14 protein-coding genes and 1 pseudogene are annotated in these 17,210 nt (G+C 68.4%); 5 read left to right on the plus strand and 10 right to left on the minus strand.

Going from position 1 to position 17,210, the window contains the following annotated elements; all coding sequences use genetic code 11:
- Positions 1 to 30 precede the first annotated feature (30 nt).
- The 4 genes and pseudogenes from OH686_RS02305 to ftrA all read right to left on the minus strand — a co-directional run bounded on the left by OH686_RS02305 (position 31) and on the right by ftrA (position 5,141).
- Positions 31 to 2,514: a TonB-dependent siderophore receptor gene (locus OH686_RS02305; RefSeq protein WP_289535998.1), complete on the minus strand. Its 2,484-nt coding sequence runs from the start codon at positions 2,512 to 2,514 to the stop codon at positions 31 to 33.
- Positions 2,515 to 2,626: 112 nt separating this feature from the next.
- A complete protein-coding gene (locus OH686_RS02310) occupies positions 2,627 to 3,580 on the minus strand; it encodes a DUF4880 domain-containing protein (RefSeq protein ID WP_289535999.1) in 954 nt (317 codons plus the stop codon).
- 3 nt (positions 3,581 to 3,583) lie between these two features.
- Positions 3,584 to 4,096, minus strand: a pseudogene (locus OH686_RS02315) (sigma-70 family RNA polymerase sigma factor).
- 49 nt (positions 4,097 to 4,145) lie between these two features.
- Positions 4,146 to 5,141: a transcriptional regulator FtrA gene (gene ftrA, locus OH686_RS02320; RefSeq protein ID WP_289536000.1), complete on the minus strand. Its 996-nt coding sequence runs from the start codon at positions 5,139 to 5,141 to the stop codon at positions 4,146 to 4,148.
- A gap of 96 nt (positions 5,142 to 5,237) precedes the next feature.
- On the opposite strand from ftrA, the gene OH686_RS02325 reads away from it, so the two are divergent.
- Both OH686_RS02325 and OH686_RS02330 read left to right on the plus strand, forming a co-directional pair.
- Positions 5,238 to 5,675 (plus strand): rhodanese-like domain-containing protein, encoded by a 438-nt coding sequence (locus OH686_RS02325; RefSeq protein ID WP_289536001.1) that lies wholly within the window; start codon positions 5,238 to 5,240, stop codon positions 5,673 to 5,675.
- A complete protein-coding gene (locus OH686_RS02330) occupies positions 5,669 to 6,154 on the plus strand; it encodes a GNAT family N-acetyltransferase (protein WP_289536002.1) in 486 nt (161 codons plus the stop codon). The genes OH686_RS02325 and OH686_RS02330 overlap by 7 nt, the downstream gene beginning before the upstream one ends.
- Position 6,155: 1 nt before the next feature.
- Here the strand turns inward: OH686_RS02330 and recR are convergent, their stop codons facing one another.
- The 3 genes from recR to dnaX form a co-directional block, all read right to left on the minus strand.
- Entirely contained in the window at positions 6,156 to 6,755 is a 600-nt protein-coding gene (recR, locus tag OH686_RS02335; RefSeq protein WP_289536003.1) for a recombination mediator RecR, read from the minus strand.
- Positions 6,756 to 6,927: 172 nt separating this feature from the next.
- Positions 6,928 to 7,254 (minus strand): YbaB/EbfC family nucleoid-associated protein, encoded by a 327-nt coding sequence (locus OH686_RS02340; RefSeq protein WP_003460931.1) that lies wholly within the window; start codon positions 7,252 to 7,254, stop codon positions 6,928 to 6,930.
- Between the two features lie 10 nt (positions 7,255 to 7,264).
- Positions 7,265 to 9,382, minus strand: coding sequence for a DNA polymerase III subunit gamma/tau (dnaX, locus tag OH686_RS02345; RefSeq protein ID WP_289536004.1), 2,118 nt, complete (start codon positions 9,380 to 9,382; stop codon positions 7,265 to 7,267).
- A gap of 195 nt (positions 9,383 to 9,577) precedes the next feature.
- Between dnaX and imuA the strand changes: the two genes are divergently transcribed.
- Genes imuA through OH686_RS02360 form a run of 3 tightly spaced genes read left to right on the plus strand, consistent with a single transcriptional unit; the run spans position 9,578 to position 14,665 of the window.
- Positions 9,578 to 10,183 (plus strand): translesion DNA synthesis-associated protein ImuA, encoded by a 606-nt coding sequence (imuA, locus tag OH686_RS02350; protein WP_289536005.1) that lies wholly within the window; start codon positions 9,578 to 9,580, stop codon positions 10,181 to 10,183.
- A gap of 7 nt (positions 10,184 to 10,190) precedes the next feature.
- A complete protein-coding gene (locus OH686_RS02355) occupies positions 10,191 to 11,597 on the plus strand; it encodes a Y-family DNA polymerase (RefSeq protein ID WP_289536006.1) in 1,407 nt (468 codons plus the stop codon).
- A complete protein-coding gene (locus tag OH686_RS02360; protein WP_289536007.1) occupies positions 11,594 to 14,665 on the plus strand; it encodes an error-prone DNA polymerase in 3,072 nt (1,023 codons plus the stop codon). Before OH686_RS02355 ends, OH686_RS02360 begins: the two co-directional genes overlap by 4 nt.
- A gap of 18 nt (positions 14,666 to 14,683) precedes the next feature.
- Here the strand turns inward: OH686_RS02360 and OH686_RS02365 are convergent, their stop codons facing one another.
- The 3 genes from OH686_RS02365 to OH686_RS02375 are packed head-to-tail and all read right to left on the minus strand — an operon-like array spanning position 14,684 to position 17,182.
- On the minus strand, positions 14,684 to 16,309 hold the full coding sequence (locus OH686_RS02365) for an NADP-dependent glyceraldehyde-3-phosphate dehydrogenase (protein WP_289536008.1): 1,626 nt from the start codon (positions 16,307 to 16,309) through the stop codon (positions 14,684 to 14,686).
- Positions 16,310 to 16,335: 26 nt separating this feature from the next.
- Positions 16,336 to 16,500 carry a hypothetical protein gene (locus OH686_RS02370; protein WP_289536009.1) on the minus strand — a complete coding sequence of 55 codons (165 nt, stop codon included), beginning with the start codon at positions 16,498 to 16,500 and terminating at the stop codon, positions 16,336 to 16,338.
- 43 nt (positions 16,501 to 16,543) lie between these two features.
- On the minus strand, positions 16,544 to 17,182 hold the full coding sequence (locus OH686_RS02375; RefSeq protein ID WP_443218192.1) for a bifunctional 4-hydroxy-2-oxoglutarate aldolase/2-dehydro-3-deoxy-phosphogluconate aldolase: 639 nt from the start codon (positions 17,180 to 17,182) through the stop codon (positions 16,544 to 16,546).
- Positions 17,183 to 17,210 lie beyond the last annotated feature (28 nt).

The raw sequence follows: 17,210 nt of genomic DNA on the forward strand, positions 1-17,210 counted from the left end.
CTCTTACAAGGCGGCGGCCGTTTCAGCGCATCAGAACTTCTGGGTAACGGTGGCCACCACGGTACGTTCCTCGCCCAGGTAGCAGGCGGTGGCCGAGTAGCAGGAAGCCACGTAGTACTCATCGGTGAGGTTGTTGGCATTGACCCGCACCGAGGTGCCCTGCAGGCCGAGGTTGGCCAGGTCATAGCTGACCGACGCATCGAACAGGGTGTAGGACGGCACCTGGAAGTCGTTGAGGTCGCTGCCCTCGCTCTCGCCCACGTAGCGCGCGCCGGCGCCGATGCTCAGGCCGGCCAGCAGGCCGTCCTTGAAGCCGTAGTCGGCCCACAGGCTGGCCATCTGCTCGGGTGTCTGGTACGGCGTGTTGCCCTTGGCATCTACCACAGTGGTGTAGCTGGAGTCGGCGAAGATGAAGTAGGACTTTCTGTATTCCACGTCGTTGTAGGTGTAGCTGCCCATCAGCTGCAGGTTGTCGGTGACCTGCACGCGGGCCTCCAGCTCCACGCCCTTCGAGTCGATGCCGCCGACGCCCTTGTATTCGTAGCTGTCGGTGAAGCTGTTTTCCTTGGCGAACAGGTTCTCCATCTCGATGGTGAAGAAGGAGATGGTGTACAGGTCGTCGGTGCCCGGCGGCTGGAACTTCAGGCCGGCTTCCCACTGCTCGCCGGTGGTCGGCTTGAGGATCTGTGCGCCATCGGAGTAGTTGGAGGTCGGGTTGAACGAGGTGGAGTAGCTCAGGTACGGCGACAGGCCGTTTTCGAAGGCGTAGAGCACGCCGAGGTGGCCGCTGAGCTTGTCGCCGGTGTTGGCGTCCTTGGTGCCCTGCTGGTAGTCGTCGATGGACACGTCGTACCAGTCCTGGCGCAGGCCGGCAGTGAAGTTCCAGCCACCCAGTTCGATCAGGTCCTGCACGTAGAGGCCGGCCTGTTTCTGCCGGCGCAGGGCATCGCTGACGGTGGCCAGATCGGCCAGGTCGTTGTTGTCGTAGACCGGGTCGAACACGTCGATCGGGCCGACGCTGGTGTAGTCGCGGTCGTAGCGCACCTTGTTCTTCGAGTACTGGTAGTCCAGGCCGGTGACCACCGTGTGCTGCGCCGCGCCGGTGGCGAATTCGGCCTGCAGCATGTTGTCGACGATCCAGGCGTGCAGGTTCTCCTCGCCGCCGCTGAAGCCGCGGGCCAGCTCGTTGCTGGTGGCGCTCACGTAGCCGTTGCCCCAGACCTGGCTGTTGTCGCTGCTGGCGTCCAGGTAGCGGAAGTTCTGCCGCGCGCTCCAGGTGTCGTTGAAGCGGTGCTCCAGCTCGTAGCCGAGCATCTGCTGGGTTCGGGTGAACTCCTCGACGCTCGGATCGCCCTCGAAGAAGCTGCCGGAGATGCGCTCGCCATTGCGCTTGTGCAGGGTGCCGGAGGCCGGGACGCTGCCGTGGTAGCCGCCGTTCGGGTCGTGCTGCAGGTAGGCGTAGAGGTTGAGCAGCGTGTCTTCGCCCAGGTTGAGCATCAGGCTGGGCATCAGCGCGTAGCGGGTTTCCTCGACATGGTCGACCTGCACGTCGGCGTCCTTGGCCAGGCCGACCAGGCGGTAGGCGACGTTTTCATTGAGGGGGCCGGTGACGTCGAAGGCGGTCTGCTTGTAGTCGTGGCTGCCGTAGGACACATCGATGCGCGCGGCCTGCTCGAACTCCGGACGCTTGGTGGTCAGCGCCGCCAGGCCGCCCGGGTTGCTGCGCCCGTAAAGCACCGAGGACGGGCCCTTGAGCACGTCGATGCGCTCGATGAAGTACGGGTCGATCTGCAGGCTGGTGAACGAGCCCGGGTCGCCCATGGACTTCAGGCCGTCGATGATGATGTTGTCCACCGAACCGTCGTTGATCCCGCGCATGGCCAGGTAATCGTAGCGGTGGGTGTTGCCGTAGGGGTTGGTGAGCACACCGGCGGTGTAGCGCGTGGCCTCGGCGACGGTGCGCGAGCCCTGCTCCTCGATCTGCGCGGCAGTCACCACGGACACGCTCTGCGAAGTCTTCACCAGCTCCTTGCTGGTCTTGGTCGCTACGCTGCTGTGGGTGGCGTTGTAGCCGTCCATGCTGCCCAGCGCGTTGCCCAGGGCGAAGCCTTCAACCTCGGTGGTTTCCAGCGACAGGCTGGCACCGCCCTCACCCGCCGCGCTCAGCGAATAACCGCCGCTGGCGTCGCGTACCACCTGCAGGCCGCTTCCTTGCAGCAGCTTGGCCAGGCCCTCGTCCACTGAATACTGGCCTTGCAGGCCCTGGCTCTGCTTGCCGGCGGTGAGCTGGCCATCGACCGCCAGGAGAATCTCCGCCTCGCCGGCGAACTGGCTCAGGGCGCTGGACAGCGGACCGGCCGCAATGGCGTAGCTGCGCAGGCTCTGCTCGGCTTCGGCGGCATGCGCCTGGCCAATCAGGGCTGGCTGCAGGGCGGCCAGCGGCATGGCCAGCACGGCGGCGCGAATGGCGCGGCGCAGGGTCTGAGGAGCCGGACGGTTGATGGTGCTACGCATGGAAATCCCCTGGGTCTCGTAAACAATGGCCGGGCGAGATCGCCCTTTTGCCCCTAGAGCCAGGCGAGATGAAAAAAGGGGAACCGCAAATGAAAAATATTTTCGCCTGCACTCAAACCGCAACGGCGTTGCGTGGCTCGATGCTGATCCACCAAGGCAGCCGGCGCACCACGCGCACCGGCAGGCTGGCTTCCAGGGCGGCATAGATGCGCTCCGGCTCGGCCAGGGAGAAGGCGCCGACCAGCCGCAGATCGGCCACCTGCGGATCACAGCCCAGGTGGCCGTGCTGATAGCGCGACAGCTCGGCGATGAACTGGCCCAGCGGCATGTCGTCGGCCTGCAGAATGCCGTGGGTCCAGGCCTGCTGGCCCTGGCGCAGCGGCGTCGGGCGATCCACCCACTGGGCATCGAAATAGGCCTGTTGCCCCGCCACCAGGCTCTGCCGGCGCGCGCCGAGAATCTCCAACGCGCCGACCTGGGTCGAGACCAGGAAGCCATCGTCCTGCTGGCGCACGGCGAAACGCCCGCCCTGCACACGCAGGCGCCCATGGGCGGTTTCCAGCCACAGCGGGCGGGCATCGTCGGCCGCCTCGACCAGCACCTCGCCGCGGTACAGCGCCAGGCGCCGCAGTTTGGCGGTGAAGTCCACGTCTAGCGCGCTATAGGTGTTCAGCCACAGACGGCTGCCATCGGCCAGCTGGCTGCCGAGCACCTCGCCCACCGCCGTGCGCTGGTTGGCCTGCCACTGCTGCCAGGGCAGCGTGCGGCCGGTCAGCGCCAGCAGGCCGCCGCCACCGATGATCGACAGCACCTTGAGCGCCTGACGCCGGTCCACGCCGCGAGCCTGCAGGGCAGAACGTGCCGCCTGGCGCTGCGGCAGACGCTCGAACTGGCCGCTGATGCTTTCCACCCGCTGCCAGGCCTGGCGATGTTGCGGCTGGGCATCCAGCCAGCGTTGCCAGGCCTGGCGGTCCAGCTCGCTGACGCGCTCGTCGCGCAGCAGGGCGAACCAGTCCGCGGCCTGCTGCAGCACGACGAAGTCGATCGGGGAAGCGCCGCCGGCCATGGCTCAGTCCTGCGCCAGGGTCAGGCAGTGCAGCATGGCCTGGGCCATGTACTTCTTCACCATGCGCTCGGAGACGCCGAGCTTCACGGCAATCTGCGCGTAGGTCAGGCCATCCAGCTGGGCCATGAGGAAGGCATCGCGCACCTTGCCCGGCAGGCGCCGCAGCATGGCGTCGATCTGCAGCAGGGTGGCCATGATCAGCTCGCGCTGCTCCGGCGACGGCGCGTACTGCTCCGGTTGCAGGGCCAGGGATTCCAGTTAGGCGCGCTCGATGGCCAGGCGTCGCCAGTGGTTGACCAGCAGCGAGTGGGCGATGGTCGACAGGTAGGCGCGCGGATCGCGCAGCGGCGTGAGGTCGCGCTCCTTGCTCAGCAGGCGCAGGAAGGTGTCCTGGGCCAGGTCCGCGGCGTTCTGCGCGCAGCCCATGCGTTGGCGCAGCCAGCCGTGCAACCAGCCGTGATGGTCGACATAGAGCTGTTGAAGGGCTTGCTGCTGAGAGGCCGCGCTGAGCGCCATGGAAAACGTCTGCTACTGGGCGTTGAGATGTCGCGAATGGTAATGCTTCTCAAGTGTTTTCCGCCAGCGTCGTCTGCGCTTTTTTGCCGTGCTTGCCGAAACGCTCGCGATAGGCGCTCGGCGGCAACCCCAGGTGATTGCGGAAGGCGATGCGGAAGCTCTCCACGGTGCGATAGCCACACTGCTCGGCGATCCGCTCGACGCTTTGCGCGCCACCCTCCAGCAGCTCGCGGGCACGGGCCAGGCGCTCGTGCTGCAGCCAGGCCTTGGGCGTCATGCCGGTGGCCGCGCCGAAGCGGCGCAGGAAGGTGCGCTCGCTCATCGCCACCCGCGCCGCCAACTGGCTGACCTCCAGCGGCTGATCGAGGCGCTGGCGCACCCACTCCAACAGGCCGGACAGGTCATGCCGCGCCGAATGCGCCACAGGTGCGGGAATGAACTGGGCCTGGCCGCCGGCCCGCTGCGGCGCCATCACCAGGCGCTGGGCCACGCGGTTGGCCACCTGGTTGCCGAAGTCGCGCGCCACCAGGTGCAGGCAGGCATCGATGCCGGCGGCGCTGCCGGCCGAGGTGACCAGCTGGCCGGCGTCGACATACAGCACCTGCGGGTCCACCTCGATGGCCGGGTAGCGCTGCGCCAGTTCATCCGTGTAGCGCCAGTGGGTGGTGGCGCGCTGACCGTCGAGCAGGCCGCTGGCCGCCAGCACGAACACCCCGGAGCAGATCGACAGCAACCGTGCGCCGCGCCCGTGGGCCTCGCGCAGGGCATCCAGCAAGGCCGGCGGCGGCAGCTCGGCACGGTCGCGCCAGCCGGGAATGATGATGGTGCGGGCCTCGGCCAGGTCTTCCAGGCCGGCATCGGCCAGCACCCGGATGCCGCCCATGGCGCGCATCGCCCCCTCGTCGAGACCGACGATGCGATGGCGATACCAGGGGAAATCGAACTCCGGCCGGGCCAGGCCGAAGATCTCCACGGCGATGCCGAATTCGAAGGTACACAGGCCGTCGTAGGCGAGGATGGCCACCAGGCCGGGGTCGTTGCGCATTGGCGGAAAATTTCCGATAGCTGTCCGAGCCGCCACTGTAGCCGAGTCGCGGCGACTCATACAGTGGCGCCATCCACCACCACGAGGAGTTCCACCATGAGCCTGGTCAGCCAGTTCCCCGCCGCCTCTTCCGCCGTCGCCCTGATGCACTTCAGCCAGCGCCTGAGCTTCGAGACCGATTGCTCGGACGTCCACCACAGCCAGCAGGAGGGCCAGGTCGACTTCGTCCTGCTCGACGTGCGCGGCGAGGCGGCCTACGCCGCCGGCCACGTACCGGGCGCGCTCAACCTGCCGCACCGCCTGATCAGCGCCGAGCGCATGGCCGAGTTCCCGCGCAACACCCTTTTCGTCGTCTACTGCGCCGGCCCGCACTGCAACGGCGTGCACCGTGCGGCCGTGCGCCTGGCCAACCTCGGCTACGCGGTGAAGGAGATGATCGGCGGCGTCACCGGCTGGCTCGACGAGGGCCTGAGCCTGGTCGGCGGCGATGCCCAGCCGAGCGCAGCGCCGCAGAGCGTCAGCTGCGCATGCTGAGCCCGGTGCGGGTACGTGCCGCCTGCCTGGCGGACGTGCCCATGCTGCTGGAACTGATGCGCGAACTGGCGGCGTTCGAGGACTACCTGGCGCAGTTCGCCGTGGACGAACAGGAGCTGCGCCAGCGCGCCTTCGGCCCCAGCGCACAGTGCCAGGTGTTCGTCGCCGAGGCCGAGGGCGAGCTGCTCGGTTATGCGCTGGCGCTGCTGATTCCGTTCACCTACGACCTGCGACCCACGGCCCGGCTCAAGGAGCTGTACGTGCGCCCCGCCCGGCGCTCGTCAGGCCTGGGCCGGCGGTTGCTGGTCGAGCTGGCGCACTGGGCCCGCGGACAAGGCGCCGGACGCCTGCACTGGGACGTGCTGGCTGGCAATGCTCGTGCGGAAAGCTTCTACCAGCGCCTGGGCGGTCGCCCGGTGCGGAAGTGGATCGCCTACGAGATGGATGACACCGCGCTGCAGAGGCTGGTGCGCGGCTGAATCAGCCGGAGATCGGCCGGCGTCCGGCCAGGGCATGGGCCAGGGTACCGCCATCCACCAGTTCCAGCTCGCCACCCAGCGGCACGCCGTGGGCGATGCGCGACAGGACGATGCCCTTGTTGCCCAACATCTGCGCGATGTAGTGGGCGGTGGCCTCGCCTTCCACCGTCGGGTTGGTGGCGAGGATCACTTCGCCGTACTGGCTGGCGCCGATATGCGCCAGCAGCTCGGGAATGCCGATGGCCTCCGGGCCCAGGCCGTCCAACGGGGAGAGATGGCCCTTTAGCACGAAGTAGCGCCCGCGATAGCCGGTCTGCTCCACCGCGAACACGTCCAGCGGCCCCTCGACCACGCACAGCAGCGCATCGTCGCGGCGCGGGTCGCTGCACTGCGGGCACAGCTCGTCCTCACTCAGGGTGCGGCAACGCTTGCAGTGCCCCACTCCCTCCATCGCCGCCGCCAGCGCCTGCGACAGGCGCATGCCGCCACTACGGTCGCGCTCCAGCAACTGCAGCGCCATGCGCTGCGCGGTCTTCTGACCCACGCCGGGAAGAAGGCGCAGCGAGTCGATCAGTTGGCGGATCAGGGGGCTGAAGCTCATGGGGGCTACCGGATGCTGGCTTTTCTGGAGCCACTGCGGTGTAAGTGCCGTTCAGACGCTGTGCAGAGCAAGGCGCAAGACGGCACGGGCACCGGAGTTTACTGGCCGTAAATGAGGATGCCCGGGCCGGCTTGCAACACAGCTATGCGTAGTGGCTGGGCGGTACGTTTTATCAGAACGGCATTTTGAAGCCGGGGGGGAGCTGCATGCCTGCGGTCATGCCGGACATCTTCTCCTGGCTGTTCTGCTCGACCTTGCGCACGGCATCGTTCACCGCGGCGGCGATCAGGTCTTCCAGCACTTCCTTGTCTTCCTGCATCAGGCTGTCATCCAGGGTGATGCGCTTGACGTCGTGACGACCGGTCATCACCACGCTCACCAGGCCGGCGCCGGACTGGCCGGTGACTTCGGCGTTGGCCAGCTCTTCCTGCATCTTCTGCATTTTTTCCTGCATCTGCTGCGCCTGTTTCATCAGGCCTGCCATGCCGCCTTTCATCATGATGCTGTCCTCAAGTGTTCAAGGGTTCGATGGAGTCGGCGCGGATCGACGCGCCGAACTGTTGGATCATCTGCTGCACCAGCGGGTCGTCGTGGATCGACTGCTCGGCCTGGCGCTGGCGTTCGGCACGCTTGCGCGAAGCGGCCTGGGCCGGGGTTTCCTGCTCCGGACGCACCAGCTCGATACGCAGGTTCAGGGTGCGCCCCAGATGCTGGTTCATCGCGTCGTTCAGACGGCGCTGCTGAGTGGCATTGAACAGCGCGCTGTGCGCCGGGTCCAGGTGCAGCAGCCAGTCGTTGCCATTGGCTTCGATCAGGGTGCAGTTGGCGCCGATGCTGCCGGTCATGCCGGACAGCCCCAGGCGCGGGAACAGGTCGAGCCACTCGGCGGCCAGGCCGGTGGCCGGTTGCGCGGCCGGCAGCGGCTCTGCCACGGCAGCCTCCGGCTGGGCCGGCGCATCGAAATCGTAGTCGAGGCTGTCCGCATCGGGCTCGTAGTAGTCGTAGTCACCGGGTGGCGGCTCGTCGTCATCGTCGGCCTCTACGCTGGCGGCCGGCGCGCTGGCAGCCGTATCGACCACCTGCGCCGCCGACTCGCCCAGCGGCAGCGCCACCGGCGTCTCGGCAGGAGCTTCGACGATAACGGCCTGGGGCACGGTCGGAGCTTGCGCCGGAGCGACCGGCTGGCTCTCCTCGAGCGGAGCTGGCACGGCAGTTTCCCAGGGCACATCGACGGCCACGGCAGGCTCGGCAAGCGCCTCGACCATTGCCGCCGACTCGGCCGGCGGCGCTGCGATCACGGGAGCAGGAGCAGGTACGGGCGCAGGGGCAGCAGCCACCGGAGCCGGAGCCGGAGCCGGAGCCGGAGCCGGAGCCGGAGCCGCGGCAGGCTGGGCGACGGGCGCAGGCTGCGCAACAACCGGAGCAACGATAGCGGCCGGCGCGGCAACGGGGGCTGCGCCGGCCACCGGGGTCTTGTCGGAATCAGCTGTGGCCTTGCTGATCCCCAGATTCTTTAGCGGTGACCTTGGCGCACCATCGGCATCCGCCGGACGGAACGCCAGCATGCGCAGCAGCACCATCTCGAAGCCACCACGCGGGTCCGGCGCCAGCGGCAGGTCGCGGCGGCCGATCAGGCCCATCTGGTAGTAGAACTGCACGTCCTCGGCCGGCAACGCCTGGGCCAAAGCGAGCACCTTGTCGCGGTCGCCCTGACCGTTGTCCACCGCCTCCGGCAGCGCCTGGGCGATGGCCACGCGGTGCAGCACGTTGAGCATTTCCGAGAGCACGCCGTTCCAGTCCGGGCCCTGTTCGGCCAGGTGGCGCACCGCTTCGAGCAGCGCACGGGCATCGCCTTCCAGCAGCGCATGCAGCACGCCGTAGACCTGGCCGTGATCGAGGGTGCCGAGCATCGAGCGCACATCGCTCGCCACTACCTTGCCTTCGCCGAAGGCGATGGCCTGGTCGGTGAGGCTCATGGCATCGCGCATCGATCCATCGGCGGCGCGGCCCAGCAGCCACAGCGCATCTTCCTCGAACGGGATGCTCTCGGCGGTCAGTACATGGGTCAGGTGCTCGACCACCCGCTCCGGCGGCATGTTCTTCAGGGAGAACTGCAGGCAGCGCGAGAGGATGGTGACCGGCAGCTTCTGCGGATCGGTGGTGGCGAGCAGGAACTTGACGTGGGGTGGCGGCTCTTCGAGGGTCTTGAGCAGCGCGTTGAACGAGTGCGTGGAGAGCATGTGCACTTCGTCGATCAGGTAGACCTTGTAGCGCCCGCGGCTCGGTGCGTACTGCACGTTCTCCAGCAGCTCGCGGGTGTCCTCGACCTTGGTGCGGCTCGCGGCGTCGACTTCGATCAGGTCGACGAAGCGGCCTTCGTCGATCTCGCGGCAGACCGAGCAGGTGCCACAAGGCGTGGAGCTGATGCCGGTTTCGCAGTTCAGGCACTTGGCGATGATCCGCGCGATGGTGGTCTTGCCCACGCCGCGGGTACCGGTGAACAGGTAGGCGTGGTGCAGACGCTGGCTGTCCAGGGCGTTGATCAGGGCCTTGAGCACATGGGTCTGGCCAACCATCTCGCGGAAGCTGCGCGGGCGCCATTTACGTGCAAGAACCTGATAACTCATGAAAAACCGTCGCGGCTGGGAAAGCGGAAGTGGCTAATCCTAGCGGAGCACCGGGTAAATTGCATCCGCCGTGGACAGCACCCCTCATCGGAGCGGACTTGTAGAGGTGCGCCTTATCAAATACTGTTTTTATATACAGTATTTTAGCGACACTGCCATGCCCACCCTCCCCACTCCTTCTTCCCGGTGCTTCTCATGAATGCATCGGTCATCGCCCTGGATCGTCTGATCGACGAGCGCCGCGTCTGGAAGGGGCAACCCCAAGGCCAACCCAGCAGCCCGCAACCCAGTGGCCATAGCCGCCTGGACGCCGCCCTGCCCAGCGGCGGTTGGCCAGAGGCGGCGCTCAGCGAAATCCTCCTGCCCAGGCCGGGCCTGGGCGAGCTGCACCTGCTGTGGCCGACCCTGGCGCGCCTGAGCCAGGCCGGCGAGCGCCTGGTCCTGATCGCTCCACCCTTCCTGCCCTACGCGCCGGCCTGGCAGGTGGCCGGTATCGATCTGCACTGCCTGGAGATCGTGCGCACCAACGAGGAAGACGCCCTGTGGGCCGCCGAGCAATGCCTGCGCTCCGGCAGTTGCGGTGCGGTGCTGTGCTGGCCCAGTCAGGCCAGCGACCGCGCCCTGCGCCGCCTGCAGGTAGCCGCCGAAACCGGGCAGACCCTGGGCTTCGCCTATCGTCCGGCCAGTGCCGCCCATAACCCCTCGCCCGCCGCCCTGCGCCTGCTGCTGGAGGGGCCGGCGCAAGTGCGCGTGCTCAAGTGCCGCGGCGGCCTGGCGCCGGCGCGCGCCATCGCGCTCTGAGGCTCGAATGCGCTGGGCCTGCATCCTCCTGCCGCAACTGGCGCTGGACCACGCACTACGCCAGCGCGACGACCCGCAGGCGCCGCTGGCACTGCTCAGCGGGCCGGCCAATCGCCGCGTGCTGCAGGCGCTCAACCCGGCGGCGCGCGAGCTCGGCCTGCGTCCCGGCATGGCGCTGAACGCCGCCCAGCTGCTCAGTCGCGACTTCGCCACTGCCGACTACGACCTGGCCGCCGTGGAGCGTTGCCAGCAGTTCCTCGCCGCCTGGGCCTACCGTTTCAGCTCGCAGGTCAGCCTGCACTACCCGCGCGCCCTGCTGCTGGAGGTGCATTCCAGCCTGGCCCTGCTCGGCCCCTGGCCCCGCCTGGAGCAACGGCTGCGCACGGAGCTGGACGCCCTGGGCTATCGCCATCGCATTGTCCTCGCCCCCAACCCGGCCGCCGCCCGCGCCCTGGCCAATGCCCACGCCGAGCTGGCCGTCAACGAGCGGCAACTGCCCCGGGCCATCGCCCAACTGCCGGTCAACCGCGCCGGCCTGCCCGGCGAGATGGCCGGCGCCCTGGCACGCATGGGCCTGCGCCAGCTGCGCCAGGTCCTGGAGTTGCCGCGCGAAGGCTTGGCCAGGCGCTTTCCATCCCAGCTGCTGGAGCACCTGGACCAGTTGCTCGGCCACCGTCCGCTGGGGCTGGACTTCTACCTGCCGCCCGACGAGTTCAGCACGCGCATCGAGTTGAACTTCGAGGTTGCCTCGCACCAGGCCCTGCTGTTTCCGCTGCGCCGCGCCATGGGTGACCTGGCTGCCTACCTGGCCAGCCGCGACGGTGGCGTGCAGCGCTTCAGCCTGGCCCTGGAGCACCGCAGCGGCGTGGCCACCGAGCTGAAGGTCGGCCTGCTCGCCGCCGAACGCGACGCCGGTCTGCTCTTCGAGCTGACCCGCGTGCGCCTGGAACAGCTGCAACTGCCCGCGCCGGTGCTGGCCCTGGCGCTGACGGCTCGCGACCTGCCGGCCTTCGTACCCGAATGCCGCGAGCTGTTCGATCCACGCCCCCAGCAGAAGCAGAGCTGGGAGCAACTGCGCGAACGCCTGCGCGCCCGTCTCGGCGATGACGCCCTGCATGGCCTCAACGCCCACGCCGACCCGCGCCCCGAACAGGCCTGGCGCCCCTTCCCCGGAAAGGCCATGGCTCTCGCCGATCGGCCCCGTCCGGGCTGGCTGCTGCACGAGCCACAGCCGCTGCGCGAACCGCTGGCGCGCATCCTCGCCGGCCCGGAGCGCATCGAATCCGGCTGGTGGGACGGCGGCGACCTGCGCCGCGACTACTACCTGGTGGAAACCCGCAGCGGCCAGCGCGCCTGGGTGTTCCGCAGCGTCGGCGCGGACGAGCCGTTCCAGCTGCACGGGTGGTTCGCATGAGCGCTTATGCGGAGCTGCACTGCCTGTCCAACTTCAGCTTCCAGCGCGGCGCCTCCAGCGCCCTGGAGCTGTTCGAGCGCGCCCGGCGCCTGGGCTACCGCGCCCTGGCGATCACCGACGAATGCAGCCTGGCCGGCATCGTGCGCGCCTGGCAGGCGGCCAAGGAAAGCGGCGTGCCCCTGATCGTCGGCTGCGAGCTGCGCATCGACAACGGCCCCAAGCTGGTCCTGCTGGTGGAGAACCTGGCCGGTTACCAGCGCCTGTGCCAGCTGATCACCCGCGCCCGCCGGCGCGCCGACAAGGGCAGCTATCGCCTGCTGCGCGAGGACCTGTCGGCGCCGCTGGAGGGCCTGCTGGCGCTGTGGCTGCCCGACCGGGACAACGCGCAGGACGGCCACTGGCTGCAGACGCTGTTCCCCCAGCGCCTGTGGCTGGGCGTGGAGCTGCACCGCGGCCCGGACGATGCCTCGCGCCTGGCCGAGCTACTGGCACTGTCCGAGCAAACCGGCATCCCCGCCGTGGCCTGCGGCGATGTGCATATGCACGCCCGTGGCCGCCGCGCCCTGCAGGACTGCATGACCGCCATCCGCCATCACCTGTGCGTGGCCGAGGCTGGTCAGCATCTGTTCAGCAACGGCGAGCGTCATCTGCGCACGCCGGCGGAGCTGTGCACGCTGTACCCGCCGCAGCTGCTGGAGGAAACCCTGCGCATCGCCGAGCGCTGCCATTTCGACCTGAGCGAACTGCGCTACCAGTACCCGCACGAGGTGGTGCCAAAGGGCGAGACGCCGACCAGTTGGCTGCGCCACCTGGTCGAGCAAGGCATGCGCAAACGCTGGCCAGATGGTGCGACACAGAAGGTGCGGGATCAGCTGGAGAAGGAGCTGCAGCTGATCGCCGAGCTGGGCTACGAAAGCTACTTCCTCACCGTGCACGACATCGTCGCCTACGCCCGTAGCCAGCACATCCTCTGCCAGGGCCGAGGTTCGGCGGCCAACTCGGCGGTGTGCTTCGTCCTCGGCATCACCGAACTCGATCCGGGCCGCACCAACCTGCTGTTCGAACGCTTCCTGTCGCGCGAGCGCAACGAGCCGCCGGACATCGACGTGGACTTCGAGCACGAGCGCCGCGAGGAAGTCATCCAGTACGTGTTCCGCCGCTATGGCCGCGACCGCGCCGCCCTCACCGCCGTGGTCAATACCTACCACGGCGCCGGCGCCATCCGTGACGTGGCCAAGGCCCTCGGCCTGCCGGCGGAACAGCAAGGCGCCCTGGCAGACTGCTGTGGCCGCTGGACCGATCGCCTGCCGCCGCCCGAGCGCCTGCGCGAGGCCGGCTTCGACCCGGACAGTCCCGCACTGCGCCGGGTGCTGGCGCTGACCGAGGCGCTGATCGGCTTTCCCCGCCACCTGTCGCAACACCCCGGCGGCTTCGTCATCTCCGAGCAGCCGCTGAGCGAACTGGTGCCGGTGGAAAACGCCACCATGGCCGAGCGCACGGTGATCCAGTGGGACAAGGACGATCTGGACGAGGTCGGCCTGCTCAAGGTCGACGTGCTGGCCCTGGGCATGCTCACCGCCCTGCGCCGCTGCTTCGACCTGATCGAACGCTACCGCGGCCAGCGCTGGACCCTGGCGACGCTGCCGCCGGACGACAAGCCCACCTACGAGATGATCAGCCGCGCCGACACCATCGGCGTGTTCCAGATCGAGTCGCGGGCGCAAATGGCCATGCTCCCGCGCCTGAAACCCAAGGAGTTCTACGACCTGGTGATCGAAGTAGCCATCGTCCGCCCGGGGCCGATCCAGGGCGACATGGTCCATCCCTATCTGCGCCGCCGTAACGGTGAGGAGGCAGTGACTTACCCCAGCGAGGAGCTGAAGAAGGTCTTCGAGCGCACCCTGGGCGTGCCGCTGTTCCAGGAGCAGGTGATGGAGCTGGCGGTGGTCGCCGCCGGCTATACCCACGGCGAGGCCGACGACCTGCGCCGCTGCATGGCCGCCTGGAAGCGCCGCGGCGGCCTGGAGCCGCACCAGCAGCGCCTGACCGAGGGCATGCTGGCGCGCGGCTACAGCCCCGAGTTCGCCGCACGCATCTTCGAGCAGATCAAGGGCTTCGGTAACTACGGATTCCCCGAGTCCCACTCGGCCAGCTTCGCCCTGCTCACCTATGCCAGCAGCTGGCTCAAGTGCCACGAGCCGGCGGCCTTCGTCTGCGCCCTGATCAACAGCTGGCCGATGGGTTTCTACAGCCCGGACCAGCTGCTGCAGGACGCGCGCCGGCACCAGGTCGAGATCCGCCCGCTGGACGTGCGCCACAGCAACTGGGATTGCAGCCTGGAGCCCGGTGCGGATGGGCAGCCCGCCCTGCGCCTGGGATTGCGCCTGATCCGCGGCCTGCGCGTGGAGCAGGTGCAGCGTTTGGAGCGGGTCCGCCAGACGCAGCCCTTCAGCGATATCGCCGATCTCTGCCTGCGCGTCGACCTGGACGACCGCTGCCGCGCCCTGCTGGCCGATGCCGGCGCCCTGCAGGGCCTGGTCGGTCATCGCCACCAGGCGCGCTGGGCGATCGCCGGCGTGGAGCGCCAGGCGCCGCTGTTCGCCGATCTGCCGGCCGCCGACGAGGTAATAGTCGAGCTACCGCAGCCGAGCCTGGGCGAGGACGTGCAGACCGATTACGCCACCATCGGCACCACCCTGGGGCCGCACCCACTGACCCTGCTGCGCGACGACCTGCGCGCGCGGCGCTGCCGCAGTTCCCGGGAGCTGGACGGACTCAGCAACGGTCGCCTGGTCAAGGTCGCCGGTCTGGTCATTGGCCGGCAGCGGCCACAGACCGCCAGTGGCATCACCTTCGTCACCCTGGAAGACGAGTTCGGCATGCTCAACGTGGTGGTGCGCCTCGAACTGGCCGAGCGCCAGCGCCGCGTGCTGGTGGGCTCGCGGCTGATGCAGGTGGACGGTCATCTGGAACAGGCCAGCGGCGTGCGCCATGTGATCGCCGGCCGCCTGCACGACCTCACGCCACTGCTCGACGGCCTGGACGTGCGCAGCCGCGACTTCCGCTAGCCGCGGCTGCACACCGAGTCAGAAGATGTAGTCGGTGGTGATGAAGCCCGACTCGCGGTTGCGGATGATCTCGCTGACCAGCGCCTTGTTCTGCGGGTTGAAACGGGTCGCCACCAGGGTGCGGATGGAGAACACGCGCAGGGCGTCCTGTACCGACAGGGTGCCCTCGGCGGAGTTCTTGCGGCCGTTGAACGGGAAGCTGTCCGGGCCGCGCTGGCACTGGGCGTTGATGTTGATGCGGCCGACCTGGTTGACGAAGGCATCGACCAGCCGCCCGACCTCGGCCGAATCATTGCCGAAGATGCTCAGCTGCTGGCCGTAGTCGGAATGCAGGACGTAGTCGATCACCTCCTTCACCTCACGGTACGGCACCACCGGCACCAGCGGGCCGAACTGCTCCTCCTGGTACAGGCGCATGTCCGGCGTCACCGGGCTGAGCAGCGCCGGGTAGAAGAAGCTCTGCCGGTGCGCACCGCCGCCGGGGTTGATCACCCGCGCGCCCCTGGCGATAGCGTCATCGAGCAGGCCATTGAGGTAGTCGACCTTGCCCGGCTCGGGCAGCGGGGTCAGCGCCACGCCGTCCTCCCAGGGCATGCCGGGCTTGAGCACGGCGAGCCTGGCGGTGAATTTCTCGAGGAAGGCGTCGAGCACATCCTCATGCACGAAGAGGATCTTCAGCGCCGTGCAGCGCTGGCCGTTGAACGACAGCGCGCCGGTGATCGCCTCGTCCACCGCGTTGTCCAGGTCGACCTGCGGCAGGACGATGCCCGGGTTCTTCGCATCCAGGCCCAGCGCGGCGCGCAGGCGGTGCGGGCGCGGGTGCAGCTTCTTCAGGTCGGCGGCGCCCTTGTGCGTGCCAATGAAGGCGAACACGTCGATCTTGCCGCTGGCCATCAGCGCGCTGACCGTGTCGCGGCCACGGCCGTAGATGACGTTGATCACCCCCGGCGGGAAGCTGTCGCGGAACGCCTCGAGCAGCGGACGGATCAGCAGCACACCGAACTTGGCCGGCTTGAACACCACGGTATTGCCCATGATCAGCGCCGGGATCAGCGTGGTGAAGGTCTCGTTCAGCGGGTAGTTGTATGGCCCCATGCACAGCGCCACGCCCAGCGGCACGCGGCGGATCTGGCCGAGGGTGCCCTGCTCCAGTTCGAAGCGGCTGGAGCGGCGATCCAGCTCCTTGAGCGACTCGATGGTGTCGACGATGTAGTCGCAGGTGCGGTCGAACTCCTTCTCCGAATCCTTGAGGTTCTTGCCGATCTCCCACATCAGCAGGCGCACCACCGCCTCGCGCTGTTCACGCATGCGCGCCAGGAAGCCCTCGACATGCTGGATGCGCTCGGCCACGCGCAGGTTCGGCCACAGGCCCTGACCATGGTCGTAGGCCTGCACGGCGGCATCCAGGGCGATCAGCGCGGCGTCGGCATCCAGCAGCGGCGTGCTGCCCAGCACCACCTGCTGATCGCCCTGCTCGCCGGCCAGGAAGATCGGGCTGCGCACGGTTGCCAGCGGGCCATCCCAGCGGCGCAGCTCGCCATTGACCAGGTACTCGCGCTGCTCGATGGGCGCACCGGGGCGGTAACGCTCGGGAATCTCGGCGAGGGTGGGAAACAGGTGCTCGAGCTGGCTGGCTGTGGTCATGACGGGGGCCTGAAGAAGAAGTGGGATCAGTGTGCGGAACGGCTGGCGGGCGCATTGCCCTGCAGCGGCTCGCTGCGCGGGTTGAGCAGCTCCTGCTGCTCGGCGTAGCGGGCGCGGATATCGAAGTCGCGAGGCAGGTCCGGCTCGGCCTGCGGGTCATGTGGGGCGGCGTCTCGCTTGCTCTCACTCATGGGGTAACTCCTCAAGTTCCTAGCGGTAGATGCGATGCCGGCCTCAGGCCAGCAACTGCAGGGCTTCGGCGCTGGCGGCCTGGATGCGCGCCCAGTCGCCCTGGCGAATCCAGTCACGGTCCATCATCCAGGTGCCGCCCACGCACATCACATTGGGCTGGGCCATGTAGTTGCGCACGTTGTCCGGGGTAACGCCGCCGGTGGGGCAGAAACGCACGTTGCCGAACGGCCCGCCGAGGGCCTTGAGCGCCGCCACGCCGCCGGAGATCTCCGCCGGAAACAGCTTGAAGCGGCGGTAGCCGAGGGCATAGCCGAGCATGATTTCCGAGGCGCTGCTGATACCCGGCAACAGCGGCAGCGGGCTGTAGACGCCGGCACGCAGCAGCTCGGCGGTGCAGCCGGGGGTGACGATGAACTGCGCCCCGGCCGCTTCGGCCTCGGCCAGCATCAGCTCGTCGAGCACCGTGCCGGCGCCGACGCACAGGTTGGGCCGCTGCTCGCGCAGGGTGCGGATGGCGCCCAGGCCATGCTCGGAGCGCAGGGTGATCTCCAGCGTGTCCAGCCCGCCGGCGGCCAGGGCATCGGCCAGCGGCAGCACGTCCTCCTCACGCTCGATGGTGATCACCGGCAGGATGCGCGCCCGCGCGCACAGGTTGTCGATCAGCTCGATCTTGTCGGCCATGTCGGGGACGGCGTCGCGCCGGCTTGCG

This window comes from Pseudomonas sp. SO81 (assembly GCF_030374125.1).
Lineage (GTDB): Bacteria > Pseudomonadota > Gammaproteobacteria > Pseudomonadales > Pseudomonadaceae > Aquipseudomonas.

What these genes read in the sequence shown, in the direction of transcription:
- OH686_RS02325 (WP_289536001.1), top strand. Translation starts at nt 5,238, where the DNA reads ATGAGCCTGGTCAGCCAGTTCCCCGCCGCCTCTTCCGCCGTCGCCCTG.
- recR (WP_289536003.1), bottom strand. Translation starts at nt 6,755, where the DNA reads ATGAGCTTCAGCCCCCTGATCCGCCAACTGATCGACTCGCTGCGCCTT.
- dnaX (WP_289536004.1), bottom strand. Translation starts at nt 9,382, where the DNA reads ATGAGTTATCAGGTTCTTGCACGTAAATGGCGCCCGCGCAGCTTCCGC.
- OH686_RS02310 (WP_289535999.1), bottom strand. Translation starts at nt 3,580, where the DNA reads ATGGCCGGCGGCGCTTCCCCGATCGACTTCGTCGTGCTGCAGCAGGCC.
- OH686_RS02355 (WP_289536006.1), top strand. Translation starts at nt 10,191, where the DNA reads ATGCGCTGGGCCTGCATCCTCCTGCCGCAACTGGCGCTGGACCACGCA.
- OH686_RS02370 (WP_289536009.1), bottom strand. Translation starts at nt 16,500, where the DNA reads ATGAGTGAGAGCAAGCGAGACGCCGCCCCACATGACCCGCAGGCCGAG.
- OH686_RS02340 (WP_003460931.1), bottom strand. Translation starts at nt 7,254, where the DNA reads ATGATGAAAGGCGGCATGGCAGGCCTGATGAAACAGGCGCAGCAGATG.
- OH686_RS02330 (WP_289536002.1), top strand. Translation starts at nt 5,669, where the DNA reads ATGCTGAGCCCGGTGCGGGTACGTGCCGCCTGCCTGGCGGACGTGCCC.
- OH686_RS02360 (WP_289536007.1), top strand. Translation starts at nt 11,594, where the DNA reads ATGAGCGCTTATGCGGAGCTGCACTGCCTGTCCAACTTCAGCTTCCAG.
- OH686_RS02375 (WP_443218192.1), bottom strand. Translation starts at nt 17,182, where the DNA reads ATGGCCGACAAGATCGAGCTGATCGACAACCTGTGCGCGCGGGCGCGC.
- OH686_RS02305 (WP_289535998.1), bottom strand. Translation starts at nt 2,514, where the DNA reads ATGCGTAGCACCATCAACCGTCCGGCTCCTCAGACCCTGCGCCGCGCC.
- imuA (WP_289536005.1), top strand. Translation starts at nt 9,578, where the DNA reads ATGAATGCATCGGTCATCGCCCTGGATCGTCTGATCGACGAGCGCCGC.
- OH686_RS02365 (WP_289536008.1), bottom strand. Translation starts at nt 16,309, where the DNA reads ATGACCACAGCCAGCCAGCTCGAGCACCTGTTTCCCACCCTCGCCGAG.
- ftrA (WP_289536000.1), bottom strand. Translation starts at nt 5,141, where the DNA reads ATGCGCAACGACCCCGGCCTGGTGGCCATCCTCGCCTACGACGGCCTG.